This is a genomic window from Burkholderia arboris (assembly GCF_038723655.1).
Classification (GTDB): Bacteria; Pseudomonadota; Gammaproteobacteria; order Burkholderiales; family Burkholderiaceae; genus Burkholderia; species Burkholderia arboris.
The window spans coordinates 205,410-226,070 of record NZ_CP109823.1; the positions used below are offsets into that span (position 1 = coordinate 205,410).

Sequence of the window (20,661 nt, forward strand, 5' to 3'; positions counted from 1 at the left end):
GCACCCCGGTCAGGAAAGCGAACCATCGCTCATGCCCCCGGCGTATTCCCCGTGACGCGGCCACGCACCCGTGACGGAGACCGGTGACGCCGACGACGCCTTTCCGTGTGTTGCGCCCGCGTCGAGCGCAGCAGCAACGATCGGCCCGATCGCGGCCAGCGCTGACGTGCTCATCATCGTTTCGTGCAGGCATGCGACGTCGTGCACGTCGATTTTCCCGCGCACATACGGCTGCCACGCCCGGACATCGCGTGGCTGATAGGCCTCCGGCCGCTCGAGCGTCGCCCTGAAGAAGACCACGTCGCCATCGAATACGTCAGGCGCAAACATGCCGGCCTGCGCAGGCGCCACCTGGAATTGCCGGACGATCGATTCGAATGTCCGCGCGTTGAACGTCCTGAACATCGGATTGTGTTCGGCAAGGCGCGTCTTGAGCGTGTCGATCGTCAGCGAGCGGGCGCTGGCCGACTGCGGCGTGTCCACGAATGCGCGTATCAGCACGTCGATGACTTCCGTCTCCGTCGGTGCGGGGTAAGCCTCGCTTCCCACTTCCGGATAACCGTCGAGCATCGCAAGCAATGCCACTTTTTCACCGGCGCATTGCAGCTGGGTGGCGATGGCGTGCGCGATATGGCACCCCAGCGACCAGCCGAGCAGATGATAAGGGCCGGTGGGCTGTACGCTGCGAATCTGCCGGACGTAGTCCTGCGCCATCTCCTCGATCGACTGCGCGTCGGTGCCGGCTTCGGTGAGCGCGCGCGCCTGCAGACCGTAGAGCGGCCGATCCCGCAGATGATGCGTCAGGCTCGCATACGGCCAGCTGAAGCCGCCGGCCGGGTGAATACAGAAGAGTGGCGGACGCGCCCCCTGCGGCTGGAGCGGCAGCAGGACAGCAAGCGCGTCGGACGCCCCCGTTTCATGTATCCGGGGCGCCAACTGTGCAACGGTGGGCGCTTCGAACAGCGTGCGAATCGAGACCTCGTGCCCGAACGTCTCGCGGATTTTCACCAGCAGGCGGGCGGCGACAAGCGAATGCCCACCGAGCGCAAAGAAGTTGTCGTGCCGGCCGACGCGCTCGATGCCGAGCAGGTCGGACCACAACGCGGCGACGGTACGCTCGGTCTCGCCCTGCGGCGCCTCGTACTGCGCCTGGACGAACGCATCGTCGTCCGGCTCCGGCAGCGCACGGCGGTCGAGCTTGCCGTTCGAGGTCAACGGCAACGCATCGAGTACGACGAACGCCGCCGGCACCATGTAGTCCGGCAACCGGGCCGCAAGGTGCTCGCGCAGCTGCCGGACGCGTTCTGCACGTGGCGCCTCGTCGTCGAGCGTCACGTATGCCAGCAGTCGGGTGTTGCCCGCCGCATCGGGGCGCGCCAGCACGATGGCTTCGCGCACGGCGTCGTGCGACGCAAGCTGCGCCTCGATTTCGCCCGGCTCGATACGGAAGCCCCGGATCTTGACCTGATCGTCGTTGCGGCCGAGGAACACGATGTTGCCGTCCGGCATGTACCGCGCCAGATCGCCGGTGCGGTACATGCGTGCATCGGGTTCGCCGGCCGCACGGGCGAACGGATCGGCCAGGAACCGCTGCTCGGTCAACTCCGGTCGGTTGAGATAGCCGCGTGCAACACCTTTGCCGCCGATGTACATCTCGCCCACGGCACCCAGCGGCACCGGCGCCTGCGACTCGTCGAGCAGGTAGATACGTGTATTGGCGATCGGCTTGCCGATCGAATGAACTACCTCGCCGGATGACGGCTCAAGCTCGCCGGAGGTGGCGACGACCGTGGTTTCGGTCGGGCCGTAGTTGTTGACGATGCGCAGCGACGGCGGCAACCCGGCGGGCAGGGTCGTGATGCGATCGCCGCCGATCAGCAGCGACTTCAACCCGTGCGGCAGGCCCGACTGCATCGCGAGCAGCGCCAGCGGCGTGACGAGGAACGCACAGTCCATCGACTGCCGGCGCCACCACGCGAGCAACGCTGAGGCATCGGACGCCAGCCCCGCCGGGGGCAGCAGCAGCGCGGCGCCGGCGCAGAGCGCGGGCCAGAGTTCCCACACGCTGGCGTCGAAGGCCAGACTGGCGGTGGCCGGCACGCGAGAGCCGGCGTGCAGTTCGAATCGCGCGATATGCCACGTCACGAGATTGGCGAGTTGCCGATGCTCGACCATGACCCCCTTGGGCATACCGGTGGAACCGGACGTATAGATCACATAGGCGAGATTGCGCGACGTCAGTCCGCGCGCGAGCGGCGGGAGGTTGTCCGGCGAGTGCGCGGCCCACGGCGGCGACGCGACACTGATATCGACAAGCGTGGGCGTGGCCAGATGCACGTCGGCGAGCGCCTGGCGTCCCACAGGATCGACGAGAACGACCGCCGGCTTGGCGTCATCGAAGATATGGGCAAGCCGGGTCCCGGAGTAAGCGGGATCGATCGGCAGGTAAGCGCCGCCGGCCTTGAACACGGCGAGCAGCGCGACGACCATCGCGACGCTGCGCTCGGCGCACACGGCAACGGGCGTATCGGGCCCGACACCGCGCTCGACGAGGTAATGCGCGAGCCGGTTGGCGCGGGCGTTGAGGGCGGCATAGGAGAGTTGCTCGTGGTCCGCGACGAGCGCGACGGCCTCGGGGGTTTGCCGGGCCTGCGCCTCGACGAGTTCGTGGATGCACTGGTGTTCGGGGTAGGCGGCCTCGGTCGCATTCCACGTGTGCAGCAGCAGATGCCGCTCGTCGGCATCGAGCAGGTCGATCTGCCCGACCGGCTGCGCGTCGTCCCGGGTCATCGCGCGCAACACCGCGATCAGGTACGCGCCATGACGCACGATCGATGTCTCGTCGAACAATGCGGTCGCGTAGCGCAACGCACCGGCCACCGCGCGGCCATCGTCAACCAGGTCGAGTTCGAGATCGAACTTCGCCCGGTCGAACGCGCTCGCAACCGGGGTGACATCCAGATCCGGCAATTCGAATGTCCGCACGTCGGTGTTCTGCCAAGAAATCATCACCTGGAATATCGACGTATGACCGAGCCGTCGCGGCGGCTTCACGATTTCCACGACCTGTTCGAACGGAAGATCCTGATGATCCTGGGCGGCGACGACGGCCCCCTGGACGCGCTCGAGCAGTTGCGCGACCGACGGTACGCCCGACAGGTCGATGCGCAGTGCAAGCGTGTTCACGAACAGGCCCACGATGGATTCGAATTCGGGACCGGAGCGATTCGCGACCGGGGTGCCGATCACGACATCCTCCTGGCCGGCGAGGCGCCCCAGCACCGCGGCCCAGGCCGCGGTGACGACCGCGAAGACCGTGACGCCGCGCCGCGCGGCGAGCCGTCTCAGATCCCGTGTGAGCACCGCGTCGAGTTCGAACGGCAGCCGCGCCGCGTCGAACTGCTGATGCGCGGGCCGCGGGCGATCGGTCGGCAGCGTCAGCAGCGTCGGGATGCCTGCCAGCGCTTCTTTCCAGTAACCTGCTTCGCGCTCGAGTCGTTCCGCGCCAAGCCATTGCCGTTGCCACGCAACGTAGTCCGGGTACTGGAATGCCAGCGTCGCAAGCGGGTTCGGGCGTCCTTCCGTGAAGGCCCCGTAAAGCGCACACAGCTCCTTGACGAGCACGGACAGCGACCAGCCGTCGCAGACGATGTGATGCAGCGTGAGCATGAAGACGTGCGCGTTCTCCGACAACCTGACGAGGCGCGCGCGCACGAGCGGCCCGTGTGCGAGTTCGAACGGGCGCGTGGCTTCTTCCTCGCACAGGCGCAGCCAATGTTCCGGCGCACCGGGTTCCGTCGACAGATCGTCTTCGCGCCAGGGCATGCCGTCGCCGGCCGGAAGGAGCGCCGCGCGGGTATCGCCGCTCGCGCCAGCCGTCTCGGGAAACACGGTGCGCAATGCCTCGTGGCGTGCCCACAGCGCATCCAGCGCGCGATGCCACGCGGCGGCGTCCAGCCCGCCGTCGAGCCGCAGCACGAGCGGGACGTGATAGATCGTGCCCGCGCCTTCGAAGCCGCTCAGGAACATCATTCGCTGCTGCGCGAACGACACCGGAAGCGGGGCAGCGCGATCGACACGGGCGATCGGCGGCGCATCGTCGCGGCTTCGCGCCCCGACCACCTGCGCGACCGCACACACGGTCGGATGATCGAACAGCGTCGAAAGCGACAGCCTGACCTCGTGCATGGCCCGCAAGCGATTCAGCATCCGCACGGCAAGCAGCGAATGTCCGCCGAGCGCAAAGAAGTTGTCGTGCCGGCCGATGCGTTCGACGCCGAGCAGTTCGGCCCACAACGCGGCGATGGTGCACTCGGTCTCGCCTTGCGGCGCCTCGTACTGTGCCTGGACGAAGGCGTTGTCGTCCGGCTCCGGCAGCGCGCGACGGTCGAGCTTGCCGTTCGGCGTGAGCGGCAACACGTCGAGCACGATGAACGCCGCAGGCACCATGTAGTCCGGCAGCCGGGAGAGAAGGTGCTCGCGCAACTGCCGGATGAGCTCGGCGCGCGGCGCGGTTTCGTCCAGTGTCACGTATGCCAGTAGTCGAGTGTTGCCCGCCGCTTCGGGGCGCGCCAGCACGATCGCTTCACGTACGGCGTCGTGCAATGCAAGCTGCGCCTCGATTTCACCCGGCTCGATGCGGAAACCCCGGATCTTGACCTGATCGTCGTTGCGGCCGAGGAAGACGATGTTGCCGTCCGGCAGGTAACGCGCCAGATCGCCGGTGCGGTACATGCGTGCGTCGGGCTCGCCGGCCGCACGGGCGAACGGATCGGCCAGGAACCGCTGCTCGGTCAGCTCCGGACGGTTCAGGTAACCGCGCGCGACCCCGACCCCGCCGATGTAAAGCTCGCCCACGGCACCCAGCGGCACCGGCGCCTGCGATTCGTCGAGCAGGTAGATGCGCGTATTGGCGATCGGCTTGCCGATCGGTACGGACTGCGCGTCGAGATTGGCCGGACACGTAAAGGCCGTCACGTCGATGGCGGCTTCGGTCGGACCATACAGATTGTGCAGTTGCGCATGGGGCAACCGCTCCAGGCAGCGCCGCGCGGTGGCCACCGGCAATGCTTCGCCGCTGCAGATGATGCGCGAGAGCGTCGTGCAGCGTGCGAGGCCGGACGCCTCGAGGAAGCCGCTGAGCATCGACGGCACGAAGTGCAGGGTGGTCACCGCGTACTGTGCGATGACGTCGGTCAGATAATCGGCGTCACGGTGCGCGCCGGGCGCGGCCATGACGAGCGTGGCGCCATTGGCCAGCGGCCAGAAGAATTCCCAGACCGATACGTCGAAGCTGAACGGCGTCTTCTGCAGCACGACATCGCGGGCATCCAGACGATACGCCGACTGCATCCAGGTCAGGCGGTTGATCAACGCATCGTGCTCGTTCTGCACACCCTTGGGCAAGCCGGTGGAGCCCGACGTATAGATGACGTAAGCGAGATGGCGCGGGGTCAACCCGAGCGCACGCGGCGACAGATCGTGCGGAGACAGGCCGTCCCACGGCGGCGACGCGACACTCACGTCGATCAGCGTGTGCTTCGCCAGATGCGCTTCACCGAGCGCGTCGGAAAGCGCGTGGCGTCCGACCGGATCGACGAGCACGACGGCGGGTGCGGCGTCGGACAGGATATGCGCGAGGCGCGCGCCGGGATAGGCGGGATCGAGCGGCACGTAGGCACCGCCGGCCTTGAGGATACCAAGCAGCGCGATGACCATCGGCGTGCCGCGGTCGAGGCAGACGGCGACCGGCGTATCGGGCGTGACGTCGAATTCGATCAGGTAACGCGCGAGCCGGTTGGCGCGCGCATTGAGTTCGGCATAGGAGAGACGCTCGCCGCCGGAGATCAGCGCGGTGGCATCGGGTGTACGCCGAACCTGCGCCTCGAACAGCCCATGCAGATACTGGCGCCGGTCATATGGCGCATCCGTCGCGTTCAACGTGTCGATCAGCAGCGCCTTTTCGTCGCTCGATACGAGATCGATTGCCCGCACCGCGACGCTGTCGTTCTCGCACGCACGCTCGATGAAGTCGAGAAGACGCGCTGCATGGCGCGACACGGCGACCGGATCGAACACGTTGCGGTTGTACCGGAGTTCGACATCGATCGGCGCGTTTTTCCCGAATTGCGTAAACAGGAACGACAGACCGTTCTCCGGCCCGGACAGCCATTGGACGTGCGTGGGCTGACCGGCCACTTCGACGGGATGCCGCAGGAACAACGTATTGACGCTCACGTCGATATGACGAGGATCGATCCCGTAACGTCTGACCATGTCGCCCAACGGGAATCTTCCGTGACGCACCGCGCCCCGGAACGTTTCGCCAATCTCGGCCAACGCCGCCGAAACCGGCATGTCGGGCTGCTCGAGCGACACCGGAAGCGGAATGACCTTGGCGAATTGCCCGGGGATATCGAGCGCTTCGCGCGTCCGGTTCAGGAACGACGCGCCGACGACCGTATGCCGTTGGCCCGCGATACGCATCAGATAGATGCCGGTCAGCGCAGTCAGGCATTCCGACGGCGACAGCGCATGCTTCTGCGCGGTATGCAAGAGCCGCGCCTGCAAGGCCGGCGAGAACGTGCTGCGCATCGACGCGACGCCGCCGCGCGCCTCGACGGGATGCGCATGGTCGGCCACCAGCGTCACCAATGCAGGACCGTCCATCTTCTTGCTCGCCGACTGCCAGAAGGTGGCGTCCCGCTCGTACGTCGACGAACAGAGATAGCGCTCGTCGAGCGCAAGCGTATCGAGAACGATCCGGTCCATGTCGAACGTATGGGACGGATCCTTTTCGAGCGCGGCATAGTTCTTGCCGATGCGCGCGAACAATCGCACCGCAGCCCAGCCGTCGGTCTGCAGATGATGCGACCGCAACGCGACCAGTACGCTCTCGGGCGATTCGAACAGCGCGACCGCATTGGTCCTGTCATCGAGGTTGTCGTTGAGCGTCTCGTGCCAGTCGATGACCGCCTGTCGCATCTCGGCGTCCGTCCTGGTCGCGGGTTCGACGAAATGCTCGAAGCGCGTCGTCGGCATCGGCCCTTCGCATTGCAGGCCGGCATCGGAGAGTTGGAGCCAGAATGACTGGTTCTGCGCAATGAGCGCGCGCGAGGCGATCACGAGCCGCTCGCGATCGATCTCCGGCGCGCAGCGCATCGCCGCAATCGAAAAGAACGATGTCCCGTGCCGCGACGCCTGCTCCTGGAGCCAGACCGCCTGCTGCGCGGGCGACAGCGGATACCAGGTTCCGGACGGGCTGGCCGGCGCGTCGATCAGCCTCGCGACGTCCGGGCCCGATGCGCCGGCCTGCGCGTGAGCGACGCCGGCGTCCCAAAGGTCGGTTACCGACGCATCCGGCCGCTGCACGCTTTCCGTCACGAACGCCAGGAACAGCGCGATGATCGCGTCGATGCTCGCCGGGTCGAACAGGTCGGCACTGTACGAGATGTCGGCGCTGACGGTCTCGCCGGTATCCAGGAACACGACGGCGAGATCGGCGCCGCGCCCGACGCGTGCGCGCGGAACGGCCTCGAGCGTCAGGCCGGAGAGCGTCTCGCGTTCCGCTCCCGGGCCTTGCTGGAACTGACAAAAGACCTGGAAGATCGGGTCGTGCGAAGCGCTGCGCGGCGGATTGACGGCGGCAACCACATGGGCGAAAGGCAGCTCGCCCGCTTCGAGAGCGGACAGGAGTTCCTGCGACGCCGCGAGTAAATGGCTGGCGACGGAAGCGGATCGATCCAGCCGATGGCGAAGCGGCAGCGTGTTCACGAAGAGGCCGACCATCTCCGCGGTCGCCGCGTGCGTTCTGCCTTCGGTCACCGTGCCGATCACGATGTCGCGGCTGCGTGCGAGTTGCGCGCACGTGATGGCGAGCGCCGTCTCGAGCACGACGAACGGCGTGACGTTGTATGCAGCCGCGACTTGCCGGATCTGCTGCACGAGATCCGGCGCGAGCACGTGTTCGGTCCGTCCGGCGCTGTCCGACAATCTCACCGGGCGCGGCCGGTCCGACGGCAGATCCAGGCACGCGGGCGCACCGGCGAGGCGTTCCCGCCAGACCTGCTCCAATTGCGAGAGATGCCCGGCGTCAACGTGCCGCTTCGACCACGCCGCGTAGTCCCGGTATTGCAGCGCGAGCGGCGTGAGTGTCGGCAGCGCGCCGGCGGCCAGCGCCGCATACGCGTGGCGGAAGTCGCGCCAGACCGTCGTCCACGACGTGGCATCCATCGCGATGTGGTGAATCGAGATCATCAGGATCGAACGCTGCGGCGACTCGATGAACAGCGTCGCGCCGAAGACAGGGCCGCTGAAGCAATCGAGCAGCTTCGCAGCCTCCGATTGCGCGAGTGACATCGCATCCTCTCCGGCGACGTCGCGGCGTTCCAGACGGAAGCTTTCGGAGCGCTCGACGACAGGCATGAACGCTCCGGTGGCGGCGTCGCTCGCATAGTGCGTGCGCAGGATTTCGTGACGGTCGACGACCGCGCGCAGCGCGCGGTCCAGCACATCGTCGCGTACGTGGCCGGACAGGACGAAGAGGCGCGAGGAGTTGAACATCGAGCCGCGCGCCGCACCCGCTTCGATCGCGAGAATCCGCTCTTCCGCGAAGGACAGCGGCATCGGCGCATTGCGGTCGATGCGAACGATGTCGTGACCGCTTTCGTGCGACGTGGCATCTGCCAGTGCCAGCGCCAGTTCCGCGACGGTCGGCACTTCGAATACCTTGCGCAGCGGCAGTACCTTGCCGGTTTCGTTGACGATGCGCGAGACCATGCGAATGGCGACAAGCGAATGTCCGCCGAGCGCGAAGAAGTTGTCGTGCCGGCCGATGCGCTCGACGCCGAGCAGGTCGGCCCACAACGCGGCGATGGCGCACTCGATCTCGCCTTGCGGCGCGTCGTACTGCGCCTGGACGAACGCGTCGTCGTCCGGCTCCGGCAACGCACGACGGTCGAGCTTGCCGTTCGGCGTGAGCGGCAACGCGTCGAGCACGATGAACGCCGCCGGCACCATGTAGTCCGGCAACCGGGATAGAAGGTGCTCGCGCAACTGCCGCACGCGCTCGGCACGCGGCGCCGCGTCTTCCAGCGTCACGTATGCCAGCAGTCGGGTGTTGCCCGCCGCATCGGGACGCGCCAGCACGATGGCTTCGCGTACCGCGTCGTGCAACGCAAGCTGCGCCTCGATTTCGCCGGGCTCGATGCGAAAGCCCCGGATCTTGACCTGATCGTCGTTGCGGCCGAGGAAGATGATGTTTCCGTCCGGCAGGTAGCGCGCCAGATCGCCCGTGCGGTACATGCGTGCTTCGGGCTCGCCTGCCGCACGGGCGAACGGATCGGCCAGGAACCGCTGCTCGGTCAGCTCCGGACGGTTCAAGTAGCCACGCGCGACCCCGACCCCGCCGATGTAAAGCTCGCCGACCGCGCCCAGCGGTACCGGCGCCTGCGATTCATCGAGCAGGTAGATCCGCGTATTGGCGATCGGCTTGCCGATCGGCACGGAGGGCGCATCGAAATCTGCCGGGCACGTAAAGGCGGTCACGTCGATGGCGGCTTCGGTCGGACCGTAAAGATTGTGCAGTTGCGCATGGGGCAACCGCTCCAGGCAGCGCCGTGCGGTGGCCACCGGCAACGCCTCGCCGCTACAGACGATGCGCGAGAGCGTCGTGCAGCGTGCGAGGCCGGGCGCCTCGAGGAAGCCGCTGAGCATCGACGGCACGAAGTGCAGGGTGGTAACCCCGTACTGCGCGATGACGTCGGTCAGATAATCGGCGTCACGGTGCGCGCCGGGCGCGGCCATGACGAGCGTGGCGCCATTGGCCAGCGGCCAGAAGAATTCCCAGACCGATACGTCGAAGCTGAACGGCGTCTTCTGCAGCACGACATCGCGGGCATCCAGACGATACGCCGACTGCATCCAGGTCAGGCGGTTGATCAACGCATCGTGCTCGTTCTGCACACCCTTGGGCAAGCCGGTCGAGCCCGACGTGTAGATGACGTAGGCGAGATGGCGCGGGGTCAACCCGAGCGCGTGCGGCGACAGATCGTCCGGAGACAGGCCGTCCCACGGCGGCGACGCGACACTCACATCGACCAGCGTGAGCTTCGCCAGATGCGCCTCACCGAGCGCGTCGGCAAGCGCCTGGCGTCCGACCGGATCGACGAGCACGACGGCGGGTGCGGCGTCGGAGAGGATATGCGCGAGGCGCGCGCCGGGATAGGCGGGATCGAGCGGCACGTAGGCGCCGCCGGCCTTGAGGATGCCGAGCAGCGCGACGACCATCGGCGCGCCGCGGTCGAGGCAGACGGCGACCGGCGTATCGGGGGTGACGTCGAGTTCGATCAGGTAACGCGCGAGCCGGTTGGCGCGCGCATTGAGTTCGGCATAGGAGAGGCGCTCGCCGCCGGAGATCAGCGCGGTGGCATCGGGCGTACGCCGAACCTGCGCCTCGAACAGCCCATGCAGATACTGGTGCCGGTCATACGGTGCGTCCGTCGCGTTCAGCGTGTCGATCAGCAGCGCCCGCTCGTCGTCGGGCACGATCTGCAGGTGCTCAAGCGAACCGGAACCCGCCTCGAGCGCGTCCGCAAGTTGCTCCAGCGCGCACTGCATGTATGCGCATAGCCGTTCCGCCAGCGCCGGTGCGGCGACCTGCGCGACCAGTTCGAGCGCATCGCCGTCATCCTCGACGGACAGCGTCACCGGGTAATGGGTCCGCTCGTGCGCACCCAGCAGTTCGACATCGGACGGCCACTGCGCGTGGCCATCGGCGTGTACGTTGTGGCGGTAATTCAGCAGCGCGCTGAAAAGCGGCGCGTTCGCGCCGATGCCGCTGCATCGTTGCGCCAGCGCGAGCGATGCATGTTCATGGGCAAGCAGGCCTGCGAGCCGACTCTGCGTATCGCGGACTGCCGTGCGCACATCGGTCGCGTCGATGTCGATGCGCAGCGGCAGCGTATTGATATACAGGCCCAACGTGCGGTCGGAGCCGGCGCCGGCCGCCATGCGCCCGAACAACACCGTCCCGAACACGACGTGCCGTTGCCCGCTCGTGCGGGCGAGGACGAGCGCCCACGCCAGATGGCACAACGTGGCGAGGCTCACGCCGATGGTTTTCGACAGCGTACGCAGTCGTGCGTCGAGCGTGCCCGGCATCGTTCGACGCGCGTCGTACAGCGGCGCCATGTCGTCGTGCTGGAGCGTGAGGCCGAACGGAAGGGTCGGCGCATCGACGTCATTCAGCATCTCGCTGAAGAACGCCTCGTGCGCACTCGCGGGCATCCCGAGACGCGCATGGGCGACGAGGTTGCGGTAGGGCTGCGGCGCGGGAAGGCGGTGTATCAGTCCGGCGAGCATCGCCTGGACTTCTTCGTTCAGGATCGCAAGCGTGGAATGGTCTCCGACGAGGTGATGGAGCAGCATCGTCGCGTGCCAGCGTCCTCCCGTCGCCTCGGCGATCACGAAGCGCAGGAGCGGGGCCTGGGTCAGATCCATCCTGTCACGCCCCGGATGGATGAGGCCCGGCAACTGCTCCGCGGCGCACCCGCTGGAATCGTCGAGGGCCAGCTCGGTCACGTCGATGTGCGCGCGCCGCAGCACGACCTGTACCGGTGAACCAAGCCCTTCCCACAGCACGGCCGTGCGCAGGATGTCGTGCCGCTCGACGAGACAATCCATCGCCTGAAGATAGCGATCGAGCGCGGCGCGATCGGTAAAGGCCAGATGCGCGCTCAGCAGATAGGGGTCGCCCTGCGTGCTGAGTACATGATGAAACAGGATGCCGTCCTGCAACGGTGAAAGGGCATAGATGTCCTGAATGTTCGCGATGCCGCCCGGCACCTGCGCGACGATGCGATCGATGTCGTCTTGCGACAGATCGGCGAGCGGCAGGAGATCGGGCGTGATGGCCTGCGTATCGGGCCCGAGCCGGTTTTCCGGCACGACCACTTCGCGCGACTGACCGAGAGTGGCGGAGAGTGCGGCGAGGGCCGGTTGCTCGAACAGGTCCCGTATCGCAAGCGTCAGCCCGATCTGGCGCAAGCGCTCGATCAGCTGGACGGCGACAAGCGAATGCCCACCGAGTGCAAAGAAGTTGTCGTGCCGGCCGACACGCTCGACGCCGAGCAGGTCGGACCACAACGCGGCAACGGTACGCTCGGTTTCGCCTTGCGGCGCCTCGTACTGCGCCTGGGCGAACGCATCGTCGTCCGGCTCCGGCAGCGCGCGACGGTCGAGCTTGCCGTTCGAGGTCAGCGGCAACGCATCGAGCACGACGAACGCCGCCGGCACCATGTAGTCCGGCAACCGGGCCGCAAGGTGCTCGCGCAGCTGCCGGACGCGTTCTGCACGTGGCGCCTCGTCGTCGAGCGTCACGTATGCCAGCAGTCGGGTGTTGCCCGCCGCATCGGGGCGCGCCAGCACGATGGCTTCGCGCACGGCGTCGTGCGACGCAAGCTGCGCCTCGATTTCGCCCGGCTCGATACGGAAGCCCCGGATCTTGACCTGATCGTCGTTGCGGCCGAGGAACACGATGTTGCCGTCCGGCATGTACCGCGCCAGATCGCCCGTGCGGTACATGCGTGCATCGGGTTCGCCGGCCGCACGGGCGAACGGATCGGCCAGGAACCGCTGCTCGGTCAGCTCCGGTCGGTTGAGATAGCCACGTGCAACACCTGCGCCGCCGATGTACATCTCGCCCACGGCACCCAGCGGCACCGGCGCCTGCGACTCGTCGAGCAGGTAGATGCGCGTATTGGCAATCGGCTTGCCGATCGAATGAACTACCTCGCCGGATGACGGCTCAAGCTCGCCGGAGGTCGCGACGACCGTGGTTTCGGTCGGGCCGTAGTTGTTGACGATGCGCAGCGACGGCGGCAGCCCTGCGGGCAGGGTCGTGACGCGATCGCCGCCGATCAGCAGCGACTTCAACCCGTGCGGCAGGCCCGACTGCATCGCGAGCAGCGCCAGCGGCGTGACGAGGAACGCACAGTCCATCGACTGCCGGCGCCACCACGCGAGCAACGCTGCGGCATCGGACGCCAGCCCCGCCGGGGGCAGCAGCAGCGCGGCGCCGGCGCAGAGCGCGGGCCAGAGTTCCCACACGCTGGCGTCGAAGGCCAGACTGGCGGTGGCCGGCACGCGGGAGCCGGCGTGCAGCTCGAACCGTGCGATATGCCACGTCACGAGATTGGCGAGTTGCCGATGCTCGACCATGACACCCTTGGGCGTGCCGGTGGAGCCGGAGGTATAGATGACATAGGCAAGATGACGCGACGTCAGTCCGCGCGCGAGCGGCGGGAGGTTGCCCGACGAATACCCCGCCCACGGCGGCGACGCGACACTGATATCGACAAGCGAGGGCGTGGCCAAAGACACATCGGCGAGCGCCTGGTGTCCGACCGGATCGACGAGAACGACCGCCGGCGTGGCGTCGTCGAGGATATGGGCAAGCCGCGCACCGGAGTAAGCGGGATCGATCGGCAGGTAAGCGCCGCCGGCCTTGAACACGGCGAGCAGCGCGACGACCATCGCGACGCTGCGCTCGGCGCACACGGCAACGAGTGTATCGGGCCCGACACCCAGCTCGACGAGGTAATGCGCGAGCCGGTTGGCGCGGGCGTTGAGGGCCGCATAGGAGAGTTGCTCGTGGTCCGCGACGAGCGCGACGGCCTCGGGGGTTTGCCGGGCCTGCGCCTCGACGAGTTCGTGGATGCACTGGTGTTCGGGGTAGGTGGCCGCCGTCGCATTCCACGTGTGCAGCAGCAGATGCCGCTCGTCGGCATCGAGCAGGTCGATTTGCCCGATCGGCCGCTCAGGATTGGCGAGCGCGGACTCGATAAAATGCAGCAGCCGCGTTCGATGCGCCAGCACACTTGCGTTGTCGTAAAGCTCGGCATTCGCGTCCACGTGCAACGTACACCCGGGATCGCGCGGATCTCCTGTCACGGTCACCGCGAAATCGTTGACGAGGCCATTGGCGAGCGCATGCAGGGTCGCACGGCTCTCGCCGAATTCCCACCGGTTGCCGTACGGCACGATATTGATGCGCGGACCGAAGACCGGTGCGGTGACCGCACCGCGCAGCTGCTTGATCTCCTTCACGCGGAACTGCTGGTGCTTCATGTGCGAGAAGACTTCGGTGCTCACGTGCCGCGTCAATTCCACGAGCGTCATGTGCGGCGCAAGAGGCAGCCGCATCGGCAGGATGTTGGCGAACATCCCGGGCAGTGTGCGCGTCTCCTTCGTGCGCGCCGATACCGGGAAATCGAACACGGTAGTCCGGCCGTTGCTCGTTCGGTAAAGGTACGCCGCCACGATGGCCGTGAGAACGAGCGGCCACTTCGCGATCTGCGTCTCGATCCGGTCGAGCTGTTCGACAAACGCAAGCGGAAGCGGCGCGGATTCCCGCCTGAAAAAGCCGCTCGCGCGCGGCGTCGTACCGGCCAGGGTTTCCGGAGCAGGCAGGGTGTCGACGTAGTCTTGCCAATACTGGCGGTCGTTCGCGTAGCGCGACGATGACCGGTACGAGCGGTCGCCGTCCGTCATCAGGTCGGTCGCGCCGAAATCTGCGTCGGGGACAGGCTGCTGTCGCGTCAGTGCCGTGTAAATCTGGGCAACCCGGCGTGTCACGAGCGGGATGCTCGCCCCATCCATCACGATATGGTGATAGCGCTGGTACCAGACATAACGCTCGTCGCAGAGCTTGAACAGCATCTGGCTGAACAGCTTGCCGGAGAGCAGGTCGAACGCCGTGCTCGACTCGATCTGCATGACATTCCAGCAAGCTGAAAACGGGTCTGCTTCATTCGACACATCGATAAAATCCAGCCCGAATGCATCCGGTTCGCATTCAAACTGCAAGGGCCCGGCCGGTGTTTCGAGAAAGCGAAAATGCAGGCTCCGGGCTTCCTGGATAACACGGCTTAATGCCGCCTCGAAGGCCGGACGATCTAGCGCGCCATTGATATCCACATAGCCACGGCTGTCGAGCAGCGGGTTGTCGGGTTCGAGTTTCTGCGAAAACCACATTTCCATCTGCGCGGCAGTCAGCTCCGCGAATTCCTGAGGGTCTTTTGTATTCAAAATTATCCTCGTCATTGTTCAATACACGCGACTTGATGGCGAAGGGCGCGAATGATGAGCGATCACACATCGCGCGTTTCAATAACCTGAAAAATCAAACCTATTCTTGACGGTTGTTCAGCGGCAGCCCGCGAGCAGGGTTGTTTTCAAGGCCAGACAGGCGAAACGGGGAGGTGTTGCTTGATTGGATGTGCGAACTGGCGACTCTAAGTATTCGTGCCACATGAATATTTGAAGCGCACTGTAGCATGCTGATTGTGAAAATTAGCTTACTCAATGCGAGTTATTTTCATATCAGACATAATCCGCAACAAATTAATAATTCGTTTCGATCCGGGTATTTTTATTATTTACCAGCCAGATTCAATACAAAAATAATCAATTCATCGAATTATTGAACGATGAAGGCGACCATGCTGACGCCCTCGGAACACAAAGCGTCGAGACCGATCGTTCACGATCGTCAAAAACAAAAAGCCTCGTAACGTCAGGGCTGACGAACGAGGCTCTTGGCAAATCGATATTCCAATACCGCGAATCGCGAGATATCGACCTACGTTGCGACCGCTTTGTGCACGCCCGTCGCGGCTGGCCGGTCGAACGTGTCGATGTTCAGCGCGTACATCGCGCGGCCAAACGGCGTCACGCGATTGCCATTCATGCCTGGCTTTGTGACGCGGAACATGACGGCGTGGTCGCGTTAGAACGCCGCCCGCCCGATTCTTGTGCGGCAGATCGATTGCATTTCCAGACTGACCGATTCGAAAACGCGTCAGAACCGAACACGCATGGCGCCGACCGCCGTGTCGACACCCGAGCAGGCGACCGAATCAGCGCAACCGGTGTGCACGGTCGACGGCCGTGCACACCGCCGTGGCCCCGGCGGCGCCTATTGCGGACTCGCCGCCTCCGGTGCTGCGCGCGTCATGCTCGCACCGGTTCGCTCTCGCGCCAGCGCGCCATCAGCGTGTTCGACGGCCGCGTTTCGTCGCGCAGCTTGCGCGCGACGTCGACGCCGGAAACCGGCAAGCCTTGCGGATCGAGCATCCCGAGCTGCACGAGCACGCTCGCCTGATCCCAATAGATGTGTTCGTTGTAGAGCTTGGGCCCGCGAAATTCGACGATGGCGACCATCGGGATCTCGACGCGCTTGCCGGTCGGCGCGACGCCGGGCAGCAGCCAGTCGATCTCCCGGTCGTGCGTAAACGTCAGGATGAATTCATCGACCATGCGATCGACGCCAACCACGCGCGAGATCGGCGCCATCGCCATGTCGGCCGGATTGTTGTGGATGAAGTGATGCGTGTAGAAGCGCCTGAGTTCCGTGTACCCGGTGCCGCCCGTCATGGTCGGCACGTGATTCACGTACGGCTCGGGCACCATCGTCCGCATCGTCTCGTCGGGATCGCGCGCGGCGAACTCCAGATGGAAGTGATGATCGGCGAGCGCGCCCAGGTCGTAGTCGGGACCGAGCACCTTGCGAAACACCGCAAGACTGCGCGTATGCGCGGACATCGCGGCCGCTTTGACGAAGGTCGGGCCGCTGCGGCTGAACGCATGACCGGCGCCTTCATATTCGTAAAGCTTCACGTTCGGCTTGCCGCCCAGCGCCGCGCGTATCGCCGCCACGGTCCCGGGCGGATTGAGCGGATCGTCTACGCCGAAATGCAACGCGAGCGGGCACGTGACGCGCTCGGCCAGATCGAGCGACTGTTCGATGCCGACGCCGTAGTAGCCGACCGCGCAGTCGACGCCGCACTGCGCCGCAGCGAGCCAGGCGAGCTTGCCGCCGAGACAGAAGCCGAGCACGCCGACCTTGCCGTTCGATTCGGGCAGCGTGCGCGCACGGGCGACGGTCGCACGGATATCTTCGATGGCGCCGGCCACATCGAGACGCCCGTAATAGTCGAAGGCTTTTGCATGGTCGGCTTCGCCGTAACCGAGTTCGATGTTCGGGCCGAACGGGTGGAACAGGTCCGGCGCGATGACGACATAGCCCTCGGCCGCATAGAGATCCGCCACTTCGCGCATCTCGGCGTTCACGCCGAAAATCTCCTGCAACAACACGACGACAGGGCCGCTGCCGGCTTCCGGCAGCGCGAGATAGGCGTCGAACGCAACGTCGCCCCGTTCGATTCTGATTTGCTTCGTCATGGATGCACTCCCGATAGAGTAGGGGGAAAATATGCGGGCCGCACGGTTCGCTACCGCGATGCCTGCCGCTCGAACCACTCGCGCGGCGAGCGGCCCTGGTCCGGCCCGAGGATCGAAAAACCGCCGTCGACGGGTACGTCGACACCGGTGATCCACGACGCATCGTCCGAACAGAGAAACGCGACGACGCGCCCGATCTCGCCGCCGCGGCCGACTCGGCCGAGCGCATGCAACGGCCGGCCAACACGGTCCGCGACATCGACCGAGCCACCCGCGAGCCGTTCCAGCGACGGCGACCACGTCCAGGCCGGCGACACGCTCACCGCCCGCAGGTCGCGCGTCGCGAGATCCACGGCGAGGTTGCGCGTCAGTTGCAGCAACGCGGCCTTCGACGCCGGATACAGCGCGCGTCCCGCCGCGCCGAACTTGCCGCCGACGCTGCCGAGGTTGACGATCACGCCGCGTCGCCGCAGGTGCGGCGCAGCCTTCTGCGCGAGAATCGCCGCCGACACGAGATTGACGTCGAGCAGGCGCGCCCACTGTTCGCGCGTCGAGGCGAGACCGGCGTCGTCGTAGCTGCACGCATTGTTCACGACGATGTCGAGGCCGCCGAAGGCGGCGATACCCGCCGCGATCGCGCGATCGAGCTGCGCGTCGTCGGTGACGTCGGTCGGTACGAAGTGGGCCGGGGCGCCGATCGAAGCGGCCAGCGCATGGCCCGCGTCGACGTCGAGCCCCGCGATCAGCACACATGCGCCTTCATTCGCGAGGTTGCGCGCGATGTCGGCGCCGAGCCCCTGCGTCGCACCGGTGACGATCGCGACCTTGCCCTCAAGGCGCGCGCTCGAGCGCCCCGGGCACGCCTGCCGGGCCGGTTCGGGAGAACGCGACACGTTCATGCGCCCTCCGTTTTCGACGCAGGGCCGAACAGCTCGGCCACGCTGGAAATGGCCGCAATCAACCGCATCGACTCGAGCGAGGCGTCATGCTGGCGGCGATCCGCACAGGCGCAGGCGTCGGCCGCGACGGTCACGCGATAACCGAGATCGGCGGCATGGCGGGCCGTCATCTCCACGGTCGAATGCGTCGCGACGCCTGCGACGATCAGGTGACGCACGTCGTGAGCCGCGAGGAGCCGTTCCAGCGGCGTCCCGATGAAGCCGCTCGTGCACTGGTGATGCACGACATGGTCGAGCGCGCGCGCCGGATCGGGTTCGAGCGCCGGGTAAAACTGCGCGCCCCAGCTGCCGTCGCGCAGCGCGCCGAGTTCGGCGGTGCGCACGAAGACGGGGGCATTGCGCGGCAGGTCCGCGTAATCTTCGCGGAATGCGATGCGGACATGCACGATCGGCAAACCGTGCGCCCGCGCACCGGCCAGCAGCGCGCCTGCCGCGTCGAGCACCGCCGCGCGACCGGGCTGGTCCGTGTCGAAACCGACGCGGATCTTGCCACGCGGATCGATCACGTCGTTCTGGTAATGCAGCGCAATCACGGCCGTGCGCGCAAACGGAGTCGAAAGCGTGGCGGCGTTCATACGAATACCTCCAGGTTTGCGAGCGCATCGGTCGAGTTGATGAGATCGACTCGCTTCAGGTAGATCTTCCACGCCGGGCCACGCGTATCGAGCTTGTGCGTGACGAGCCCCGCGAGCGTGCGCTGGCCGATCCGCCATTCGTTGACGATCTGCGTCGAGTGGACGACCAGTCGGCCGGCTGCGTCGCGGCCGTCGACGATCACGTTGCCGACCATCCGCGCCGTGCGCGTCGACGGCTGCTGCGACCAGTTGCGCCGGTTCGTCACGCGGGCCGCGCGCACTTCGCGCAGCGTCGCGTCCTCCCAGAACAGCGAGATATGATCGCGCGGGTTGGCCTGGCCCGGTTCGTGCGGCAGCCAGTACATGCCGTCCGGCGCCCACAGGTCGAGCCACCCGTCGAACGCGCGCGTATCGAGCAGCCGCGCCTCGCGGTACAGGAACTGTGCCGCCTGCGCCTGCAGGGCGGCGTCGAAAGCGAGAGCAGGGGCGTCGACCGCGACGGTCGACAGATCGAAAGCCGGATCGTGCAGCATCAGGCATCTCCTTCGCGCATGCGCGCGGGTTGGCCGGTCTCGTCGACCATGAAACGCTTCCACGCGGCGAACTGGTTGCGCATCGGCAGTTCGCTGGTGCCGTTGATCGATACGAAGCCGTCGTCCGTCGCGCGGTCCGTGCCCGCGTAGCGATGCATGCTCACCCATTCGCCGCCGCGCGTCCGGTTGCCTTCCTGGCAGCGCGCGTAGACTTCGACGTCGTCGGGCATCACGTTCGACGACGGGGAATTGATCACGTTCGCGTAGGTCAACGCACGCTCGAACACCTCGTCGGGCGCGCCTTTCAGGCGAAACAGCTGGATTTCGACGAGCGTCTGGTCCACCGCAATCGGGCGGATCACGCGAAACTGCTGAAATACCGTGTGCGGGGAACCGCTGGCGTAGATGACGGTGTTGTGGCGATTCATGCCGAGAATCCGGCGCGCGCGCTCGTCGCCGTAGGCCTGCGCGAGCACCGCGAAATGCGCGCTCGACACCGGATCGCGTTCGGCGGCCGCCGGATCGAAGATCCCTTCCATGTAACCGTGGCCGTACGTGTACGCGCGCAGCTCCAGTTTTTCCCAGAATTCGTACGGTTCGCCATTGCCGTCCATGATGAGCAGTTCGAACGGCATCGCCCCCAGCTCCGCGGCCCGCGAGCGGGCCGACACCACCGATGATTCGTGCGTGACCGGCGCATGCATCGTGTCGTGCAGGTTCTCGTAGAACACTTTCCAGTTCGAACGCTGCAACACACGGAATACCCCGCCCGTGACCTCGACCTCGCCAACCGGCGAGCGATCGCACAGGTTGTCGATCGACGAGACGACACCATTCAGGAACGTCCGCAGATCCGGGCCCTCGTCGCTCTGGCTGGCGAACACGAAGCCGCGATAGCTGTCCACGCGCGCGACGCGGCGCATCGAGAAATCCGGATGCTGCGGGTCGAAGCAGGTGTTCTGCAGGCCGTTGCGCAGCGGCGCCGACAGGTGTGTGCCGTCATGCCTGAAGGTCCACGCATGGTAGGGACACCGGAAGAACTTCCCGACCGAACCGTCGCCGTCGGGTACGACTTTCGCGCCCTTGTGCGGGCACCGGTTGTAGATCACGTGTATCGCGCCGTCAGACGCGCGCACCATCACGACTTCCTGGTCGCCGAGACGCGTCGTGTGATAGTCGCCGGCCGCCTTGACCTGGCTTTCGTGGCCGACGTAGATCCACGCACGGCCGTAGATCCGCTCCATTTCCAGCGCGAAGATCGCCGGGTCGGTATAGAGGCGCTTGTGCACGCTGTCGGGGCGCACCAGACCCGCCAGGGTCTCGTTGGTAAGGCTCATGGGGTTTCCTCGAAGG

The 20,661-nt window shown here is 66.2% G+C and carries 6 protein-coding genes; all 6 read right to left on the bottom strand.

Annotated elements, in window-relative coordinates; translation table 11 throughout:
* Window positions 1-9: 9 nt before the first annotated feature.
* The gene (locus OHZ10_RS33690; protein WP_342706348.1) at window positions 10-15,102 is read right to left on the bottom strand and encodes an amino acid adenylation domain-containing protein; all 15,093 of its coding nucleotides are present in this window, start codon (window positions 15,100-15,102) and stop codon (window positions 10-12) included.
* A gap of 909 nt (window positions 15,103-16,011) precedes the next feature.
* Window positions 16,012-17,241, bottom strand: a complete 1,230-nt coding sequence (locus OHZ10_RS33695; protein ID WP_059241599.1) for a dienelactone hydrolase family protein — start codon at window positions 17,239-17,241, stop codon at window positions 16,012-16,014.
* A gap of 50 nt (window positions 17,242-17,291) precedes the next feature.
* Entirely contained in the window at window positions 17,292-18,140 is an 849-nt protein-coding gene (locus OHZ10_RS33700) for an SDR family oxidoreductase (protein ID WP_342706349.1), read from the bottom strand.
* Window positions 18,137-18,775: a cysteine hydrolase family protein gene (locus OHZ10_RS33705; protein WP_174993910.1), complete on the bottom strand. Its 639-nt coding sequence runs from the start codon at window positions 18,773-18,775 to the stop codon at window positions 18,137-18,139. The genes OHZ10_RS33700 and OHZ10_RS33705 overlap by 4 nt, the downstream gene beginning before the upstream one ends.
* On the bottom strand, window positions 18,772-19,308 hold the full coding sequence (locus tag OHZ10_RS33710) for an aromatic-ring-hydroxylating dioxygenase subunit beta (protein WP_174993909.1): 537 nt from the start codon (window positions 19,306-19,308) through the stop codon (window positions 18,772-18,774). The genes OHZ10_RS33705 and OHZ10_RS33710 overlap by 4 nt, the downstream gene beginning before the upstream one ends.
* Entirely contained in the window at window positions 19,308-20,645 is a 1,338-nt protein-coding gene (locus tag OHZ10_RS33715; RefSeq protein WP_340626000.1) for an aromatic ring-hydroxylating dioxygenase subunit alpha, read from the bottom strand. Before OHZ10_RS33715 ends, OHZ10_RS33710 begins: the two co-directional genes overlap by 1 nt.
* Window positions 20,646-20,661 lie beyond the last annotated feature (16 nt).